The organism is Streptomyces sp. CB00455 (assembly GCF_001905445.1).
In the GTDB taxonomy this organism is placed as follows: Bacteria; Actinomycetota; Actinomycetes; order Streptomycetales; family Streptomycetaceae; genus Streptomyces.
In genome coordinates, this window is sequence record NZ_LIVQ01000003.1 from 716,121 (window position 1) to 730,217 (window position 14,097).

General features: G+C 71.8%; 11 protein-coding genes. 2 read left to right on the forward strand and 9 right to left on the reverse strand.

From position 1 onward, the window contains the following. Window positions 1–31: 31 nt before the first annotated feature. The 6 genes from AMK16_RS15790 to AMK16_RS15815 all read right to left on the reverse strand — a co-directional run bounded on the left by AMK16_RS15790 (window position 32) and on the right by AMK16_RS15815 (window position 5,496). Window positions 32–589 carry an SCO2584 family spore wall biosynthesis protein gene (locus AMK16_RS15790; RefSeq protein WP_073915063.1) on the reverse strand — a complete coding sequence of 186 codons (558 nt, stop codon included), beginning with the start codon at window positions 587–589 and terminating at the stop codon, window positions 32–34. Window positions 590–666: 77 nt separating this feature from the next. Then, window positions 667–1,980: a glutamate-5-semialdehyde dehydrogenase gene (locus tag AMK16_RS15795; protein WP_073915066.1), complete on the reverse strand. Its 1,314-nt coding sequence runs from the start codon at window positions 1,978–1,980 to the stop codon at window positions 667–669. A 327-nt stretch (window positions 1,981–2,307) separates the two neighbouring features. Continuing rightward, window positions 2,308–2,727: a hypothetical protein gene (locus AMK16_RS15800; protein ID WP_242438739.1), complete on the reverse strand. Its 420-nt coding sequence runs from the start codon at window positions 2,725–2,727 to the stop codon at window positions 2,308–2,310. Window positions 2,728–2,814: 87 nt separating this feature from the next. Further along, the gene (proB, locus tag AMK16_RS15805; RefSeq protein ID WP_073915072.1) at window positions 2,815–3,942 is read right to left on the reverse strand and encodes a glutamate 5-kinase; all 1,128 of its coding nucleotides are present in this window, start codon (window positions 3,940–3,942) and stop codon (window positions 2,815–2,817) included. Window positions 3,943–4,018: 76 nt separating this feature from the next. Then, window positions 4,019–4,447, reverse strand: a complete 429-nt coding sequence (locus tag AMK16_RS15810; RefSeq protein ID WP_073915075.1) for a GtrA family protein — start codon at window positions 4,445–4,447, stop codon at window positions 4,019–4,021. Continuing rightward, window positions 4,444–5,496 carry a glycosyltransferase family 2 protein gene (locus AMK16_RS15815; protein ID WP_073915078.1) on the reverse strand — a complete coding sequence of 351 codons (1,053 nt, stop codon included), beginning with the start codon at window positions 5,494–5,496 and terminating at the stop codon, window positions 4,444–4,446. Before AMK16_RS15815 ends, AMK16_RS15810 begins: the two co-directional genes overlap by 4 nt. A 139-nt stretch (window positions 5,497–5,635) precedes the next feature. Here AMK16_RS15815 and AMK16_RS15820 point away from each other — a divergent pair, with 139 nt between their 5' ends. After that, window positions 5,636–8,536, forward strand: coding sequence for a bifunctional glycosyltransferase/CDP-glycerol:glycerophosphate glycerophosphotransferase (locus tag AMK16_RS15820; RefSeq protein ID WP_242438740.1), 2,901 nt, complete (start codon window positions 5,636–5,638; stop codon window positions 8,534–8,536). Continuing rightward, complete coding sequence (locus AMK16_RS15825) at window positions 8,533–9,705, forward strand: glycosyltransferase (RefSeq protein WP_073915084.1); 1,173 nt, start codon at window positions 8,533–8,535, stop codon at window positions 9,703–9,705. Before AMK16_RS15820 ends, AMK16_RS15825 begins: the two co-directional genes overlap by 4 nt. A 72-nt stretch (window positions 9,706–9,777) precedes the next feature. On the opposite strand, the gene galE is transcribed toward AMK16_RS15825, so the two are convergent. The 3 genes from galE to obgE all read right to left on the reverse strand — a co-directional run bounded on the left by galE (window position 9,778) and on the right by obgE (window position 13,951). Beyond that, window positions 9,778–10,758 carry a UDP-glucose 4-epimerase GalE gene (galE, locus tag AMK16_RS15830; protein WP_073915087.1) on the reverse strand — a complete coding sequence of 327 codons (981 nt, stop codon included), beginning with the start codon at window positions 10,756–10,758 and terminating at the stop codon, window positions 9,778–9,780. Window positions 10,759–10,819: 61 nt separating this feature from the next. Further along, the gene (locus AMK16_RS15835) at window positions 10,820–12,436 is read right to left on the reverse strand and encodes a glycosyltransferase family 2 protein (protein ID WP_073915090.1); all 1,617 of its coding nucleotides are present in this window, start codon (window positions 12,434–12,436) and stop codon (window positions 10,820–10,822) included. A 69-nt stretch (window positions 12,437–12,505) separates the two neighbouring features. After that, on the reverse strand, window positions 12,506–13,951 hold the full coding sequence (obgE, locus tag AMK16_RS15840) for a GTPase ObgE (RefSeq protein ID WP_073915093.1): 1,446 nt from the start codon (window positions 13,949–13,951) through the stop codon (window positions 12,506–12,508). Between the last annotated feature and the right edge of the window lie 146 nt (window positions 13,952–14,097).

Below are 14,097 nucleotides of genomic sequence, written 5' to 3' on the forward strand. Positions count from 1 at the left end.
AGCTCCGACGGATGCGAGTGGGGTCGTACCTTCAGGGTTGGCGGCCGGAGGGGTACGTAAACGCGCCGACGCCGGTGACTTCCCGCGAGGGGGTACTGGCCGGCGCCGGGGCCGGGTCGCCCTCGCCCGCGGCGCTGCGGTAGACGGCGCTGAAGGCGAGCGCGATCATGCCCAGGCCCATCACGAAGGCGAGCACCCAGGCGACGGGGCGCAGCCAGGGCGAGCGGCCGCGGTAGGGGCGCAGGCTGCCGCCGTAGGCCCCGTACGGACCGTCGGCGTAGCCGTGGCCGTAGGCGCGGCTCTGCTCCCAGCCGTCGTCGAGGCCGTAGGCGTCGGGGTGCCCGTAGGCGGTCCCGTCGTAGTCGTCGTCGCCGGTCCAGCCGGCTGCGACGGCGCGGGCTGCTTCGGCCTCCGCGCGCGCCCGGTCCGCGGCTCGCTGGCGCTCGGCGGCGCTCGGTTCATGGATCTCGGCGTTCCGGACGAAGTCCTCGTCGAACACCACGGAGGCGAAGTCCTTGTCCGCGCCTCCGCGGTCGTCGTCGGGCTCCCCGTCGTCCGGGAACGGCTTGCCCCCCACGTCGTCCGGCACGGGACCAGCGTAGACCTGGGGGGCTGCTTTGGGCGAGGTTGTGCGCCGAATCCGCCCACACCGTGTTCGGGGGACGGCTACCGGACGTGACCGTCGCCGGTGACGATGTACTTGGTGGAGGTGAGCTCGGGAAGGCCCATGGGGCCGCGCGCGTGCAGCTTCTGGGTGGAGATCCCGATCTCGGCGCCGAAGCCGAACTGGCCGCCGTCCGTGAACCGGGTGGACGCGTTCACGGCGACGGTGGTCGAGTCGACCAGCTGGGTGAAGCGCCGTGCGGCGGCCTGCGAGGTGGTGACGATCGCCTCGGTGTGGCCGGAGCTCCAGCGGCGGATGTGGCCCACGGCGTCGTCGAGGGAGTCCACGACTGCGGCGGCGATGTCGTAGGAGAGGTACTCGGCTGCCCAGTCCTCGTCGGTGGCGGGCAGCGCGGTGACCTTGCTCTGTTCGGCGGCGGCCAGGACCCGGGCGTCTGCGTGGACGGTCACGCCGGCGTCGGCGAGGGCGTCGAGGGCGCGCGGCAGGAAGGCGCCGGCGATGTCGCGGTGGACGAGGAGGGTTTCGGCGGAGTTGCAGACGGAGGGGCGCTGCGCCTTGGAGTTGACGAGGATGTCCACGGCCATGTCCAGGTCGGCCTGGGCGTCGACGTAGACGTGGCAGTTGCCGGTGCCGGTCTCGATGACCGGGACGGTGGACTCCTCGACCACGGTCTTGATGAGGGAGGCGCCGCCGCGCGGGATGAGCACGTCGACGAGGCCGCGGGCGCGCATCAGCTCGCGGACGGAGTCGCGGGACTCGCCGGGGACGAGCTGGATGGCGTCGGCGGGCAGGCCGGCGCCGAGGACGGCGTCGCGCAGGATGGTGACGAGCGCGGCGTTGGAGGCGTAGGCGGAGGAGCTGCCGCGCAGCAGGACGGCGTTGCCGGACTTGAGGCAGAGGGCGGCGGCGTCGACGGTGACGTTGGGGCGTGCCTCGTAGATGATGCCGACGACGCCGAGGGGGACGCGGATCTGCCGGATGTCGATGCCGTTGGGGAGGGTGTTGCCGCGGACCACCTCGCCGACGGGGTCGGGGAGGGCGGCGACGTCGCGGACGTCGGAGGCGATGGCGGCGATCCGCTCCGGGGTCAGGGTGAGGCGGTCGATGACGGTCTCGCTGACAGCGGCGGCGCGGGCCTTGTCGGTGTCGACGGCGTTGGCCGCGATGATCTCGGCCGTACGGGCCTCCAGCGCGTCCGCGATCGCCAGCAGGGCGGTGTCCTTGGCGGACCGCGGCAGTGGGGCGATGGCGGCGGCGGCCGTCCGGGCGGCTCGCGCCGTGGCAAGGACGGGCGAGGTGGCGGTGGCCGGGCCGGGGGCGCCGGCTGTGGCGGTGGCGTCGTCGAGCGAGGTCATGCCACCCAGGGTAGTCGCCGGGGCGGGGGTGCCTGTGGGGGATTTCACCGTACGAGACGCCTCGCGGCGAGCCGGCGGACCGGGGGTCCCGGCGCGCCCCTCCCGCTGCCCGAAAACCCCGCCCGGGCGCCGCCCCGTACCCGTGAACGCCCGTGCGGCTCCGGGACGGCCGCGATCGGCGCCTTGGCCGCCGGCGGCGCTCGGTAGGACGGTGCCGGGCCCGGGGGCCGGCGGGGCTTCGAGTGCACCCGCAGCCCCGTCGACAGTGCGCCGCACCAGACAGCCAAGCAGGGGCGGCCCCTGGTCCCGCGTCGCGGACGGCAGGGGTCAGTAGGGGTGGACGCCCACCGGGTGGGCGGGAGGCGGGCCGTAGCCCTCCGCCACGCGTTGGTGGTAGGTGGAACGGTCGATGACCTCCAGGCCGACGATCTCCCAGGGCGGCAACTGCGCCGAGGACCGGTGCTCGCCCCACAGCCGCAGGGCGACCGCCGCCGCGTCGTGGAGGTCGCGGGCCTCTTCCCAGTAGCGGATCTCCGCGTGGTCGTCGGCATACCGGCTGGTCAGCAGGAAGGGGTGGTCGTGGGCCAGTTGCTCCAGTCCGCGCCGGACCTCGGACAGCGGCGCCGGCTTCCCGGAGACGCTCAGGGTCACGTGCCACAGGCGCGAGGCGTGGTCCTGTCCGTCGCCGGCTCCGGCCCCGCCGAGGTCGCCGTGCCCCGGACCGACGCTGGTCAGCGCTCGTCTCACCAGCCGCCTCCTGTCTCCGCCAAGCGTGTCCGCCACCTCTCACAGTTGACCAGTCCCCAGGCTGCCGCGCGGCGGTTTTGCCGAACCTCAGCCCTGCAGCAGGACGAGATCGTCCCGGTGGACGACCTCCCGTTCGTATGCGGGTCCGAGTTCTCGCGCGAGCTCGCGGGTGGAGCGGCCGAGCAGCTGCGGGAGCTCCTTCGCGTCGAAGTTGACCAGGCCCCGGGCGACCGCCCGGCCCGAGGCGTCGCGCAGCTCCACCGGGTCGCCCGCCGTGAAGTCGCCCTCGACCGCCGCGATGCCGGCCGGCAGCAGCGAGCTGCCGCGCTCGGTGACCGCGCGCACCGCGCCGTCGTCGAGCACCAGGTGCCCCTGGGGGGTGGAGGCGTGCTGGAGCCAGAGCAGCCGGTCCGCGGAGCGGCGGCCCGTGGCGTGGAAGTGGGTGCCCGTGGCGCGTCCGGCCAGCGCGTCGGCGGCCTGGCTCGCCGAGGTCAGCACGACCGGTATCCCGGCGGCCGCCGCGATCCGGGCGGCCTCCACCTTGGTGACCATGCCGCCGGTGCCCACGCCCGCCTTGCCGGCGCTGCCGATGGAGACGTGGGCGATGTCCTCGGCGCCGCGGATCTCGTCGATGCGGGTGGTGCCGGGCAGGGAGGGGTCGCCGTCGTAGAGGCCGTCCACGTCCGAGAGGAGGACGAGGAGGTCCGCGCGGACCAGGTGGGCCACCAGGGCGGCGAGGCGGTCGTTGTCGCCGAAGCGGATCTCGTCGGTGGCGACGGTGTCGTTCTCGTTGACCACCGGCAGCGCGCCCATGGCCAGCAGCTGGTCCAGGGTCCGGTAGGCGTTGCGGTAGTGCGCGCGCCGGCTGGTGTCGTCGGTGGTGAGCAGGACCTGGCCGACGCGGATGCCGTAGCGGGCGAAGGAGGCGGTGTAGCGGGCGACGAGCAGGCCCTGCCCGACGCTGGCGGCGGCCTGCTGCCGGGCCAGGTCCTTGGGCCGGCGCCGCAAGCCGAGCGGGGAGAGTCCGGCGGCGATGGCGCCGCTGGAGACCAGGACGATCTCCTTCTCGCCGCCGCTGCGGGCTTTGGCCAGGACGTCCACCAGCGCGTCCACCCGGTCGGCGTCCAGTCCCCCGGCCGCCGTGGTCAGGGAGGAGGAGCCGACCTTGACCACGATCCTGCGGGCGTTCACGACACCTTGCCTAGCGGCTGACACGTCTTTCCCCTTGCCCCTTGCCGAAATGCCTGCCGTCTCAATCTACGGGGTGGGCCCGAGGGGCCGCTCGGGGGTTTCAGACCCTGGACGGACCGCTTTCGGCGGGCTGCGGCTGCGCGTCCCGGGCGGCGCGCGGGACGAGGATCTTGCGGGAGAGGACGAAGGTGAACGGGATGGCGACCACCGCCGCGACCAGCGGGGCGATGCGCGTGTCCATCCCGGCCCAGGTCACCAGCGCGTACAGGCCGGCCGACTGGATCACGTAGTTCGTGACGTTCGTCAGCGGGAAGAGGAAGAACTTCTTCCAAGTCGGCCGGGTCCGGTAGGTGAAGTAGGTGTTCATGAAGAACGAGCCGACCATCGCCAGCACGAAGGCCAGGGAGTAGGCGGCGAAGTACGGCATCCACGGGTGCAGCAGCAGGTAGATGCCGAAGAAGGTGGCGGTGTTGACCCCGCCCACGAGGGCGAAGCGGAAGACCTGGCCGAGCTGGTCCCTGCGGCTCATCGGGCGCTGCGCTCCGCACTGCGCTCCGGGCCCCGTTCCGGTCCGCGCTCCACGACGGCCTCGCGGGCGGCACCAGCGGCCTCGGCGGCCCGCGCCGCGGTGCGCACGGGCCCCGGTGCGAGGTCCGCGCCGTGCGATTCCTTCACCAGGAAGTGCGGGCGGCGTTTGGTCTCGTAGTAGATGCGGCCGATGTACTCGCCGATCAGACCCAACATGATCATCTGGACGCCGCCGATTCCGGCGATCATCGCCACGAGGGTGACGTAACCCGGCGACTCCACGCCGTTGGTCATCGCCGCGATCGTGATCCACAGCGCGTACAGACCGGTCAGGGCGACCAGCGACACGCCGAGCCAGATCCCGGCCCGCAACGGCCGGTTGTTGAACGAGATGAGGCCGTCCATGGCGTAGTTCAGCAGCGAGCCGAACTTCCACTTCGTCTCGCCCGCCTCGCGCTGCGCGTTGCGGTAGTCGAAGTGGACGGTGTCGAAGCCGATCCAGGAGAAGAGGCCCTTGGAGAAGCGGTTGTACTCCGGCAGCGACAGCAGCGCGTCCACGGCCGGGCGCGAGAGCATCCGGAAGTCCCCGACGCCGTCGGTGAGCTCGACGTCCACCCAGCGGTTCACGCCCCGGTAGTAGAGCCGGCTGAGCGCGGAGCGGACCTTCTTGTCGCCCTCGCGCGTGCGGCGGGCGATGATCTGGTCGTGGCCCTGGCGGTAGTAGTCGAGCATGGTCGCGATGAGCTCCGGCGGGTGCTGGAGGTCCGCGTCCATGATCACTACGGCGTCGCCGGTGGTCTCGCGCAGGCCGGCCAGCATGCCGGCCTCCTTGCCGAAGTTGCGGCTGAACGAGACGTAACGGGTCTGTTCGCCGTGCTCGGCCGCGATCTTGCGGAGCTTGCCCAGGGTGCCGTCGTGGCTGCCGTCGTCGACGTAACAGACCTCGTACTCGACGGGCAGGGCGTCCAGGACCCTGCGGATCTCGACGTCGAAGCTGTCGATGACGGCCTCTTCGTTGTAGCAAGGGACAACTACGGACAGCTTCGTCATGAACACTTCCTGCTGGGTCCGAACGGGTGACTGCCGGCGACCGGACCCGCCACTCACCTCTTCCCAAGAAGTATGCACGCCGACGGTCGGCCTGCCGGAGTCCAGTGCGGCGCACGGTAGCTTTGACGGGATAAGCGGAATGAGCGGAACGAAACGAAACGAAGGGATCGAGGTGCACGTGCCCGACGTCTCCGTGGTCGTCATCGTCTACAACGACGCAGAGCGTCTGTCGACAGCAGTCCAGTCGGTTTTGGACCAGACCCTGCACGGGGTCGAAGTCGTGATCGTCGACGACTGCAGCCAGGACCGCTCCTATGCGGTCGCCCAGGAACTGGAGTCCGCGCATCCGGGGAGAGTGCGCGCCTTCCGGCTGCCCGAGAACAGCGGCGGCTGCGGCGCTCCCCGCAACCACGGCATCCAGCAGGCCACGGGTGCGTACGTCATGTTCCTGGACAGCGACGACGTACTGGAGCGCAACGCCTGCCGGAACATGCTGGACGCCGCCGAGCGCACCGGCTCGGACCTGGTCTCGGGCATGTGCGTGCGCGTGCACCTGGACAACCGGTGGGGCAAGACCACCGAGTGGTACCCCTGGATCTACTCGCGCACGCGCACGCTGGAGTCGATCACCGAATTCCCCGACCTGCTGGTCTACGACACCCTCTCCACGAACAAGTGCTACCGGCGCGCGTTCCTGCTGGAGCAGGGCCTGGAATTCCCGGTGGGCATCCACTACGAGGACCTGCTCTTCTCGGCGCAGGCGTACGTCGCCGCGCGCCGCATCACCCTGATCCCCAACCACGTCTACTTCTGGAACGTGGTCGAGAAGTCGGCGTCCAAGTCGATCAGCAACCGGCGCCACGAGATCGCGAACTTCGTCCACCGGATGGAGATCCACCGGCGCGTCGACGAGCTGCTGGCGGCCAAGGGCCACACGGACATCAAGTCCGCGAAGGACGCCAAGTTCCTCAAGCACGACCTGGTCCTGCACCTGCGCGACCTGCCCCTGCTGGGCGACGCCTACCGGCAGGAGTTCGCCCGGCTGGCCAACGGCTACCTCGCCGGCATCGACCCGGCCGCGTACGAGTGCGTCACCTACCTCCAGGCCATCTGCGCCTACCTGCTCGGCAAGGAGGACTGGGACAACCTGATCCCGGCCGCCGACGCCATGACCAACAAGGGCCGGCTCTCCTCCCCGCTCGCCGAGCGCGACGGCCGGATCTACTGGTGCGCCCGGCACCTCGACGACGCCGAGGCCCGCCGGATACTGGACGTCACCGACCAGGGCTTCCACACCACCCCCCTCCCCGCGCTCCAGCTGGGCAACCGCCTGACCTCCTACGAGGACGACGGGCGCGGCACCGTCACGCTGTCGGGGGCCGTGGTCAATCCGCTCGGCCGGATCCGGCCCGACGTCGAGCTCAAGGCGTCGCTGGAGTTCCGGGCCCGCCGGCAGATCGGGGTGCGTTCCTTCAGCTTCCCGGTGGCAACCGTGCGGCACGCCGGTGACACGATCGAGTGGACCGGCACGGCCGACATCGCCGGCACCGTCCGCCCCCTCGGCATCATCGACGCCGTCTGGGACGTCCGGCTGAAGCTGACCGCCGGGACGGACCGGATCACCACCCGCGTCTCCGTCGGCGGCGTCGACCTGGAGTCGGCGGCCCGCCTGCGGGTGCGGCCTCGCCTGAGCCGGCTGGTCTCCGACCGCTTCGCACCGGAGGTCACCAAGAAGGGCAACCTCTCCTACGTCCTGACCGCCCAGAGCGCCGCCGCCGTCCGCACCCAGAGCCTGATCAACAACGCCATACACGGCAAGGCCGCCAACGTGGTCAAGCGGGGCCTGCGCAAGGCCCTGCGGGTCCGCCGCGGCATGGGTTCGGGCGAGCAGAAGGTCAAGCTCTACCACGAGGTCTTCTCGAAGCTGCCCGTCAAGAAGGGCACGGTCGTCTTCGAGAGCCACATGGGCAAGCAGTACAGCGACAGCCCCAAGGCGATCTATGAGGAGCTGGTGCGCCAGGGAGCCCCCTTCGAGGCGATCTGGTCGTACGCGGGCAAGCCCACCGGCTTCCCCAAAGAGGCCACCCTGGTGCGCCGCTGGAGCTGGGCCTACCTGCGCGCGCTGGCCCAGGCCGAGTACTGGGTCGACAACCAGGGCTTCCCGCTGGCGCTCGCCAAGCGCCCCGGGACGACCTACATCCAGACCTGGCACGGCTCCGCGCTCAAGCGGATGGGCTTCCACGAGCCGCGCACCAAGGCGCAGGGCCGCGTCGGCCAGGCCCGCTTCCAGGCGGCCGTCGACCGCTTCGACCACTTCCTGATCCGCTCCGAGCACGACGCCCGCACCCTGGCCAAGGCCTTCCGGCTGCGCGACGAGGTGCTGCTGCGCACGGGCTACCCGCGCAATGACGCCCTCGTCGAGGCGCAGCGGGCGGAGGCGCAGAGCGGCGAGCGGGTACGCGGTCCGCTGGCGGCCGAGCTGGGCATCGACCCGGACAAGACGGTGCTGCTGTACGCGCCGACCTTCCGGGCCGGGGCGGACGGCGCGGTCGAGGGCTTCGCCTTCCCCTTCGACGTGGAGGAGTTCGCCGACCGGCTCGGCGACCGCTTCACGCTGCTGGTGCGCACGCACTACCTCAACAGCGTCTCGCTGCCGCCCTCGGTCGCGGGCCGGGTGATCGACGTGTCCCGGCACCACGACATCACCCCGCTGCTGACCCTGGCGGACGGATTGATCACCGACTACTCGTCCGTGATGTTCGACTACGCGGTACTGGACCGGCCGATGCTGTTCTTCGCGTACGACTACGAGAAGTACGCCACGGACATCCGCGGCACGTACTTCGACCTGAAGGAGAAGGCCCCGGGCCCGGTGGTGGCCACGGCGGACGAGCTCCTGCAGGCCCTCTCCGTCTTCGAGGAGGCGGACACGAAGTACGCCGAGGCGCGCCAGCGCTTCCTCACCGAGTTCGGCGAGTACGACCGCGGGGACGCGGCCCGCCAGATCGTCGAGAAGTTCTTCACCAGGAGCGGCAAGTGAGCCAGCAGACCGCCACCCCGGGCGGCCGTGACATCTTCCTCGTCTCCAACAACGTCGACGAGCTCGGCGGCGTGACCACCTGGTCGCACCAGATGGCCCGGCTGTTCACCGAGCGCGGGCACAGGGTGCACATCGTCGGCATCGCCCCGGTCGCCGAGGAGATCCGCCAGAAGCTGCCGCGGGACCTGCCGTACGAGATGACCACGCTCTACGACTCCCACCCGCCGGCCGCGCGCCGGCTGCGCGGGATCAAGGGCCGGCTGAACGCGCCCGAGCGGCGCCGCCAGGCGGCCCGGCGGGCAGGGATGCGGGCCAAGGCGGAGAAGCTGAGCGAGCTGCTGCGCGCCGCGCGTCCGGGTGGCGTCGTCATCGTCACGCAGGTCTGGGCGATGGAGTGGGTGGCCCTCGCCGACACCAAGGGGCTCAGCGTCATCGGCATGAGCCACGAGTCCTTCGAGGCGAGCCAGAAGTCCACGCGGGGCGAGCGGGTCCGCCGCCACTACCGCGAGGTCGACCGGCTGCTGGTGCTGACGGCCGAGGACGCGGACCTGTGGATCCGGGCCGGCATGGAGAACGTCGGGAGCATGCCGAACCCGCTGCCCTTCATGCCGCCGGCCCCGGCACCGCGCACCGAGAAGGTCGTCGCCAGCGTCGGCCGCCTGGCCTTCGAGAAGGGCGTCGACCTGCTCCTCGACGCGTGGGCGGACGCCGCGCCGCTGCACCCCGACTGGGTCCTGCGGATCTACGGGGCGGGCCTGGAGGAGCCGGTGCTGCGGGCGCACTGCACCTCGCTGGGGCTGGACGACTCGGTCCAGTGGATGGGCAGCACCGATGACGTGCTGGGCGCGCTGCGCGGGGCCTCGGTCTTCGCGCAGGCATCCCGGGCGGAGGGGTTCCCGATCACCCTGCTGGAGGCGATGGCCGCGGGCGTGCCGGTGGCCGCCTTCGACTGCGCGCCCGGCGTGCGGGAGATCGTCGAGCACGGCGAGGACGGACTGCTGGCGCGCCTGGGCAACACCATGGAGCTGGCCGGCCACCTGCACGCGCTCATGTCGGATCGCGACCTGCGCGACCGGCTGGGCGACACCGCTTTTCACTCGGTGCAGCGCTATTCCAGCGCCGAGATCACCGACCGGTGGGAAGCGCTGTTCGCCTTCCTCCAGCGCTGACCGGCCCCGTCGCCTGCGCGGGAGCGCCCGCCCCGGATGCGTCCGGGGCGGGCGCTCCCGCGCAGGGCCGTGTCAGCCCTTGCGGTTGGCTTCCCAGCCGGCCCACGCGGAGACGACCATCTCGCGGACGTCGCGGCGGGCCTTCCAGCCGAGCTCACTCGCGATGCGGTCGGCGGAGGCGACGACCTTCGCCGGGTCGCCGGGGCGGCGGGGGGTGATGACCGGCGGGTGGTCGTGGCCCGTGCCGCCGTTCAGCAGCTCGACCATCTCCAGGACGGAGACGCCCTCACCTCGCCCGATGTTGACGGTCAGGTCCTTGTGATCACCGCTCGCGGCCCATTCGGCGAGCTTGTGGGCGGCCGCCACATGGGCCTCGGCGAGGTCCTCGACGTGGATGTAGTCGCGGATGCAGGTGCCGTCCGGGGTCGGGTAGTCGTCGCCGAAGATCTTGGCGCCCTGGCCGGCGTCGAAACGCTCGAAGACCATCGGAACGAGGTTGAAGACGCCCGTGTCGGCGAGCTCGGGGGTCGCGGCGCCCGCCACGTTGAAGTAGCGCAGGCAGGCGGTCGAGATGCCGTGCGCCCTGCCGGCGGCCCGCACCAGCCACTCGCCGGCCAGCTTCGTCTCGCCGTACGGGCTCAGCGGCGCGCACGGGGTGTCCTCGGTGACCAGGTCCACGTCGGGCATGCCGTAGACGGAGGCGGAGGAGGAGAAGAGGAAGTTGCGGACGCCCGCGTCCGCCACGGCCTGGAGCAGGACGGTCAGACCCTGCACGTTCTCCTGGTAGTAGTACAGCGGCTTCTCGACGGACTCGCCGACCTGCTTCTTGCCCGCGAGGTGCACCACACCGGTGATCTTGTGCTCGGCGATGGTCTTGTCCAGCACCAGCCGGTCCAGGACCGAGCCGATCACCAGCGGTACGCCCTCCGGGACACGGTCCTCCTTGCCCGTGGAGAGGTCGTCGAGGACGACCACCTTCTCCCCCGCGAGCAGCATCGCCCGGACGACGTGTGCGCCGATGTACCCGGCGCCACCGGTGATCAGAAACGTCATGTGTATCTCCCTGGTCCTGTCCGACTTCGGTGTGGGAAGTGCTGCGGTGCCGATGAGGCCGTCAGCCCGACCCGTGGGCCGCCCGGGCCCGGTGGAGGCGGTTGCGTACGAGGTACAGCGCGCCCTCGGCGCCGGGCGCGAGGCGCAGCGCGAGGGCGCCGGCTCCCGTCCGGTACGGCTGCGCCAGCAGGACGCCGTACCGGCTGCTGGGCAGGGCGCGGCGGCGCAGCAGCCGGCCCCGGGGGCGCAGCGAGGTGAACACGGAGGTGCCGTCCGCGCACTGCACGACCACCCCCACGTTCCACGCCTGCATCCGGCGCAGTCCCCGACGGCGGCCAGTGGCGGCCACGTCGGCGAGGCGGAAGGGCAGCAGAGCGACCCAGCCGCCGTCGCGGCCGGGGCGCAGCTCGACCGGCTGGGCCAGGACGGGCTCCCCGCCCGCGCGCGGCAGGAAGCGCAGCTGCGCGGTGTGCGGTCCGGCCTCGGCGAGGCGCCCGTACAGGTCGTGCAGGTGGATGCGGACGGCCGTGCGGCCGGCGGGCTCGGCGTCGGCGGTCAGCGGGAGTTCGGCGGTCGGCAGCCCGGCCAGTCCGTCGAGCACCACCGGGAGCTCCTCGCTCCACACCGGTGTCCCGTCGGCGGCGGCCGCGTAGGGGGGCAGCAGCCGCGGCGGCTCCGCGGCCAGCCGGCTCAGCCGCTCGATGTCGCCGGGCGGGACCGGGGTGGCCCGCAGCACCCGTACGATCCAGCGGGCGTGGGCCGCGGCGGCCTCGATGTCGGCCTCGGCGAAGGTGGCGACGTAGGAGCGGGTGAGGTCCCACCAGGCGGCCTGGTACTGCGGGTCCGTGCCGATCTCGCGCAGGTACATGCGCAGGTCGTACTCCAGGAACTTCACCTGGCAGGCGCTGCCCAGCCGCGGGGAGGCGGCCGCCAGGGTGCGGGAGGCCGTGCGGTGGGCCTCGATGCGCGCGCGCCAGTTCCCGACGTCCTTGCGGTCCAGGGAGATCGACACCTGGGCGGCGCCGCGGCGCACGTGCCAGACGTAGACGAGGTCGTCGACGACGGCGATGCGCGGGGCGGCCGCCAGCACGCGGGCGGTGAAGACGAAGTCCTCGTAGACGAACCGGCCGTCGGGGAAGCGCAGCGCGTGCTCCTCCAGGAAGGCGCGTTCGTACAGCTTGTTGACGCAGAGGGTGTCCCGGACCAGCTCGGGGCGGTCCGCGGGTCGCTCGATGACATCGCCCGGTGTGTAGAGGCCCGGCATCCACGGCACGTCGTGGTGCTGGGGCAGCTCGCGCCGCACGGCGGCGCCGACGGTGACCGGGGCGCGGTGCTCCGCGGCGGCGCGCACCAGCGCCTCGGCCGCGCCCGGGGGCAGGATGTCGTCGCTGTCGAGGAAGAGCACGTACTGGCCGCTCGCGAGGGCGATCCCGTCGTTGCGCGGGGTGCCGCAGCCCCCGCTGTTGTGCGTGCGGTGCACGACCTTGAGGCGGGGGTGTGCGGCGGCCAGCTCGTCCAGCACCCGCGCGGTGCCGTCGGACGAGGCGTCGTTCACGGCGATGACCTCGGCGACCACCGGGCCCTGGGCGAGGGCCGAGGAGACGGCCTCGCCCACGAGCCCGGCGTCGTTGTACGCGATCACCACGACGGAAACGGTGGGGAGGTTGGTGCTGTTCACCCGAAGGATCCTAGGCGACCGGTGTAAAGGCGCCTTCAAAGCCGCCCCGGCGCCCCGGCCGGGAGGCGACTAGAACGGCCGGAATTCGTCGTATTCCTGCTGGGCCGAGTCCCCGCGCGTGGCTTCCTTCTCCTTGCGGCGCTGCGTGGCCGGGCGCGGGGCCTCCATGCGGTGGTCCTCACCGCGGCGGCCCAGCATCTCGGCGCCGGCCATCATGGTCGGCTCCCAGTCGAAGACGACCGCGTTCTCGTCGGAGCCGATGGCCACGCCGTCGCCGGCGCGAGCGCCGGCCTTCTTCAGCGCGTCCTCGACACCGAGGCGGCTCAGCCGGTCGGCCAGGTAGCCCACGGCCTCGTCGTTGTTGAAGTCGGTCTGGCGCACCCAGCGCTCCGGCTTCTCGCCGCGCACGTTGTAGACGTCCTCGGCCTCGTCGTAGGTCACGGTGAAACCGGAGTCGTCCACGGCCTTGGGGCGGATGACGATGCGGGTCGCCTCCTCCTTCGGCTTGCGGGCCCGGGCCTTGGCGATGACTTCGGCGAGGAAATACGAGAGTTCCTTCAAGCCCGTACGGGCGACCGCGGAGACCTCGAAGACCTTGTAGCCGCGCGCCTCCAGGTCCGGGCGGACCATGTCGGCGAGCTCCTGGCCGTCCGGGATGTCGACCTTGTTGAGGACGACGAGGCGCGGGCGCTTCTCCAGGCCCCCGCCGTAGAGCCTGAGCTCTTCCTCGATGACGTCCAGGTCCGCGACCGGGTCGCGGTCGGACTCCAGGGTGGCGGTGTCCAGCACGTGCACGAGCACCGAGCAGCGCTCGACGTGGCGCAGGAACTCCAGGCCGAGGCCGCGGCCCTGGCTGGCGCCGGGGATCAGGCCCGGGACGTCGGCGATGGTGTAGACGGTCGAGCCGGCCGTGACCACGCCCAGGTTCGGGACCAGGGTGGTGAAGGGGTAGTCCGCGATCTTGGGCTTGGCGGAGGAGAGCACCGAGATCAGCGAGGACTTGCCGGCGCTCGGGAAGCCGACCAGCGCCACGTCGGCGACGGTCTTGAGCTCCAGGACGATGTCGCCGGTGGTGCCGGGGACACCGAGGAGCGCGAAGCCGGGGGCCTTGCGGCGGGCCGAGGAGAGCGCGGCGTTGCCGAGGCCGCCGCGGCCGCCCTCGGCGGCCACGTAGGTGGTGCCCTGGCCGACGAGGTCGGCGAGGACGTTGCCCTGCTTGTCGAGGACGACGGTGCCGTCCGGGACGGGCAGGACCAGGTCCTGGCCGTCCTTGCCGGAGCGGTTGCCGCCCTCGCCGGGCTTGCCGTTGGTGGCCTTGCGGTGGGGGCTGTGGTGGTAGTCGAGCAGCGTGGTGACCGCCTGCTCCACGACCAGGATCACATCGCCGCCACGACCGCCGTTGCCGCCGTCGGGGCCGCCGAGCGGCTTGAACTTCTCCCGGTGAACGGAGGCGCAGCCGTGGCCCCCGTTACCCGCGGCGACGTGCAGCTCGACGCGGTCCACGAAGGTGGTCATGGGTGTTCCTCCAGATACATACGGGAATGTCCCGGGCAGGCCTTGCTGCCCGGTAAACGTGTCTCTGTGACAACGCGCCGAGGGCGGACCTCTCTTCCCGGCCTGTGCCGGGAAGAGCTGAGATCCGCCCTCGGGAAGTTACGTAC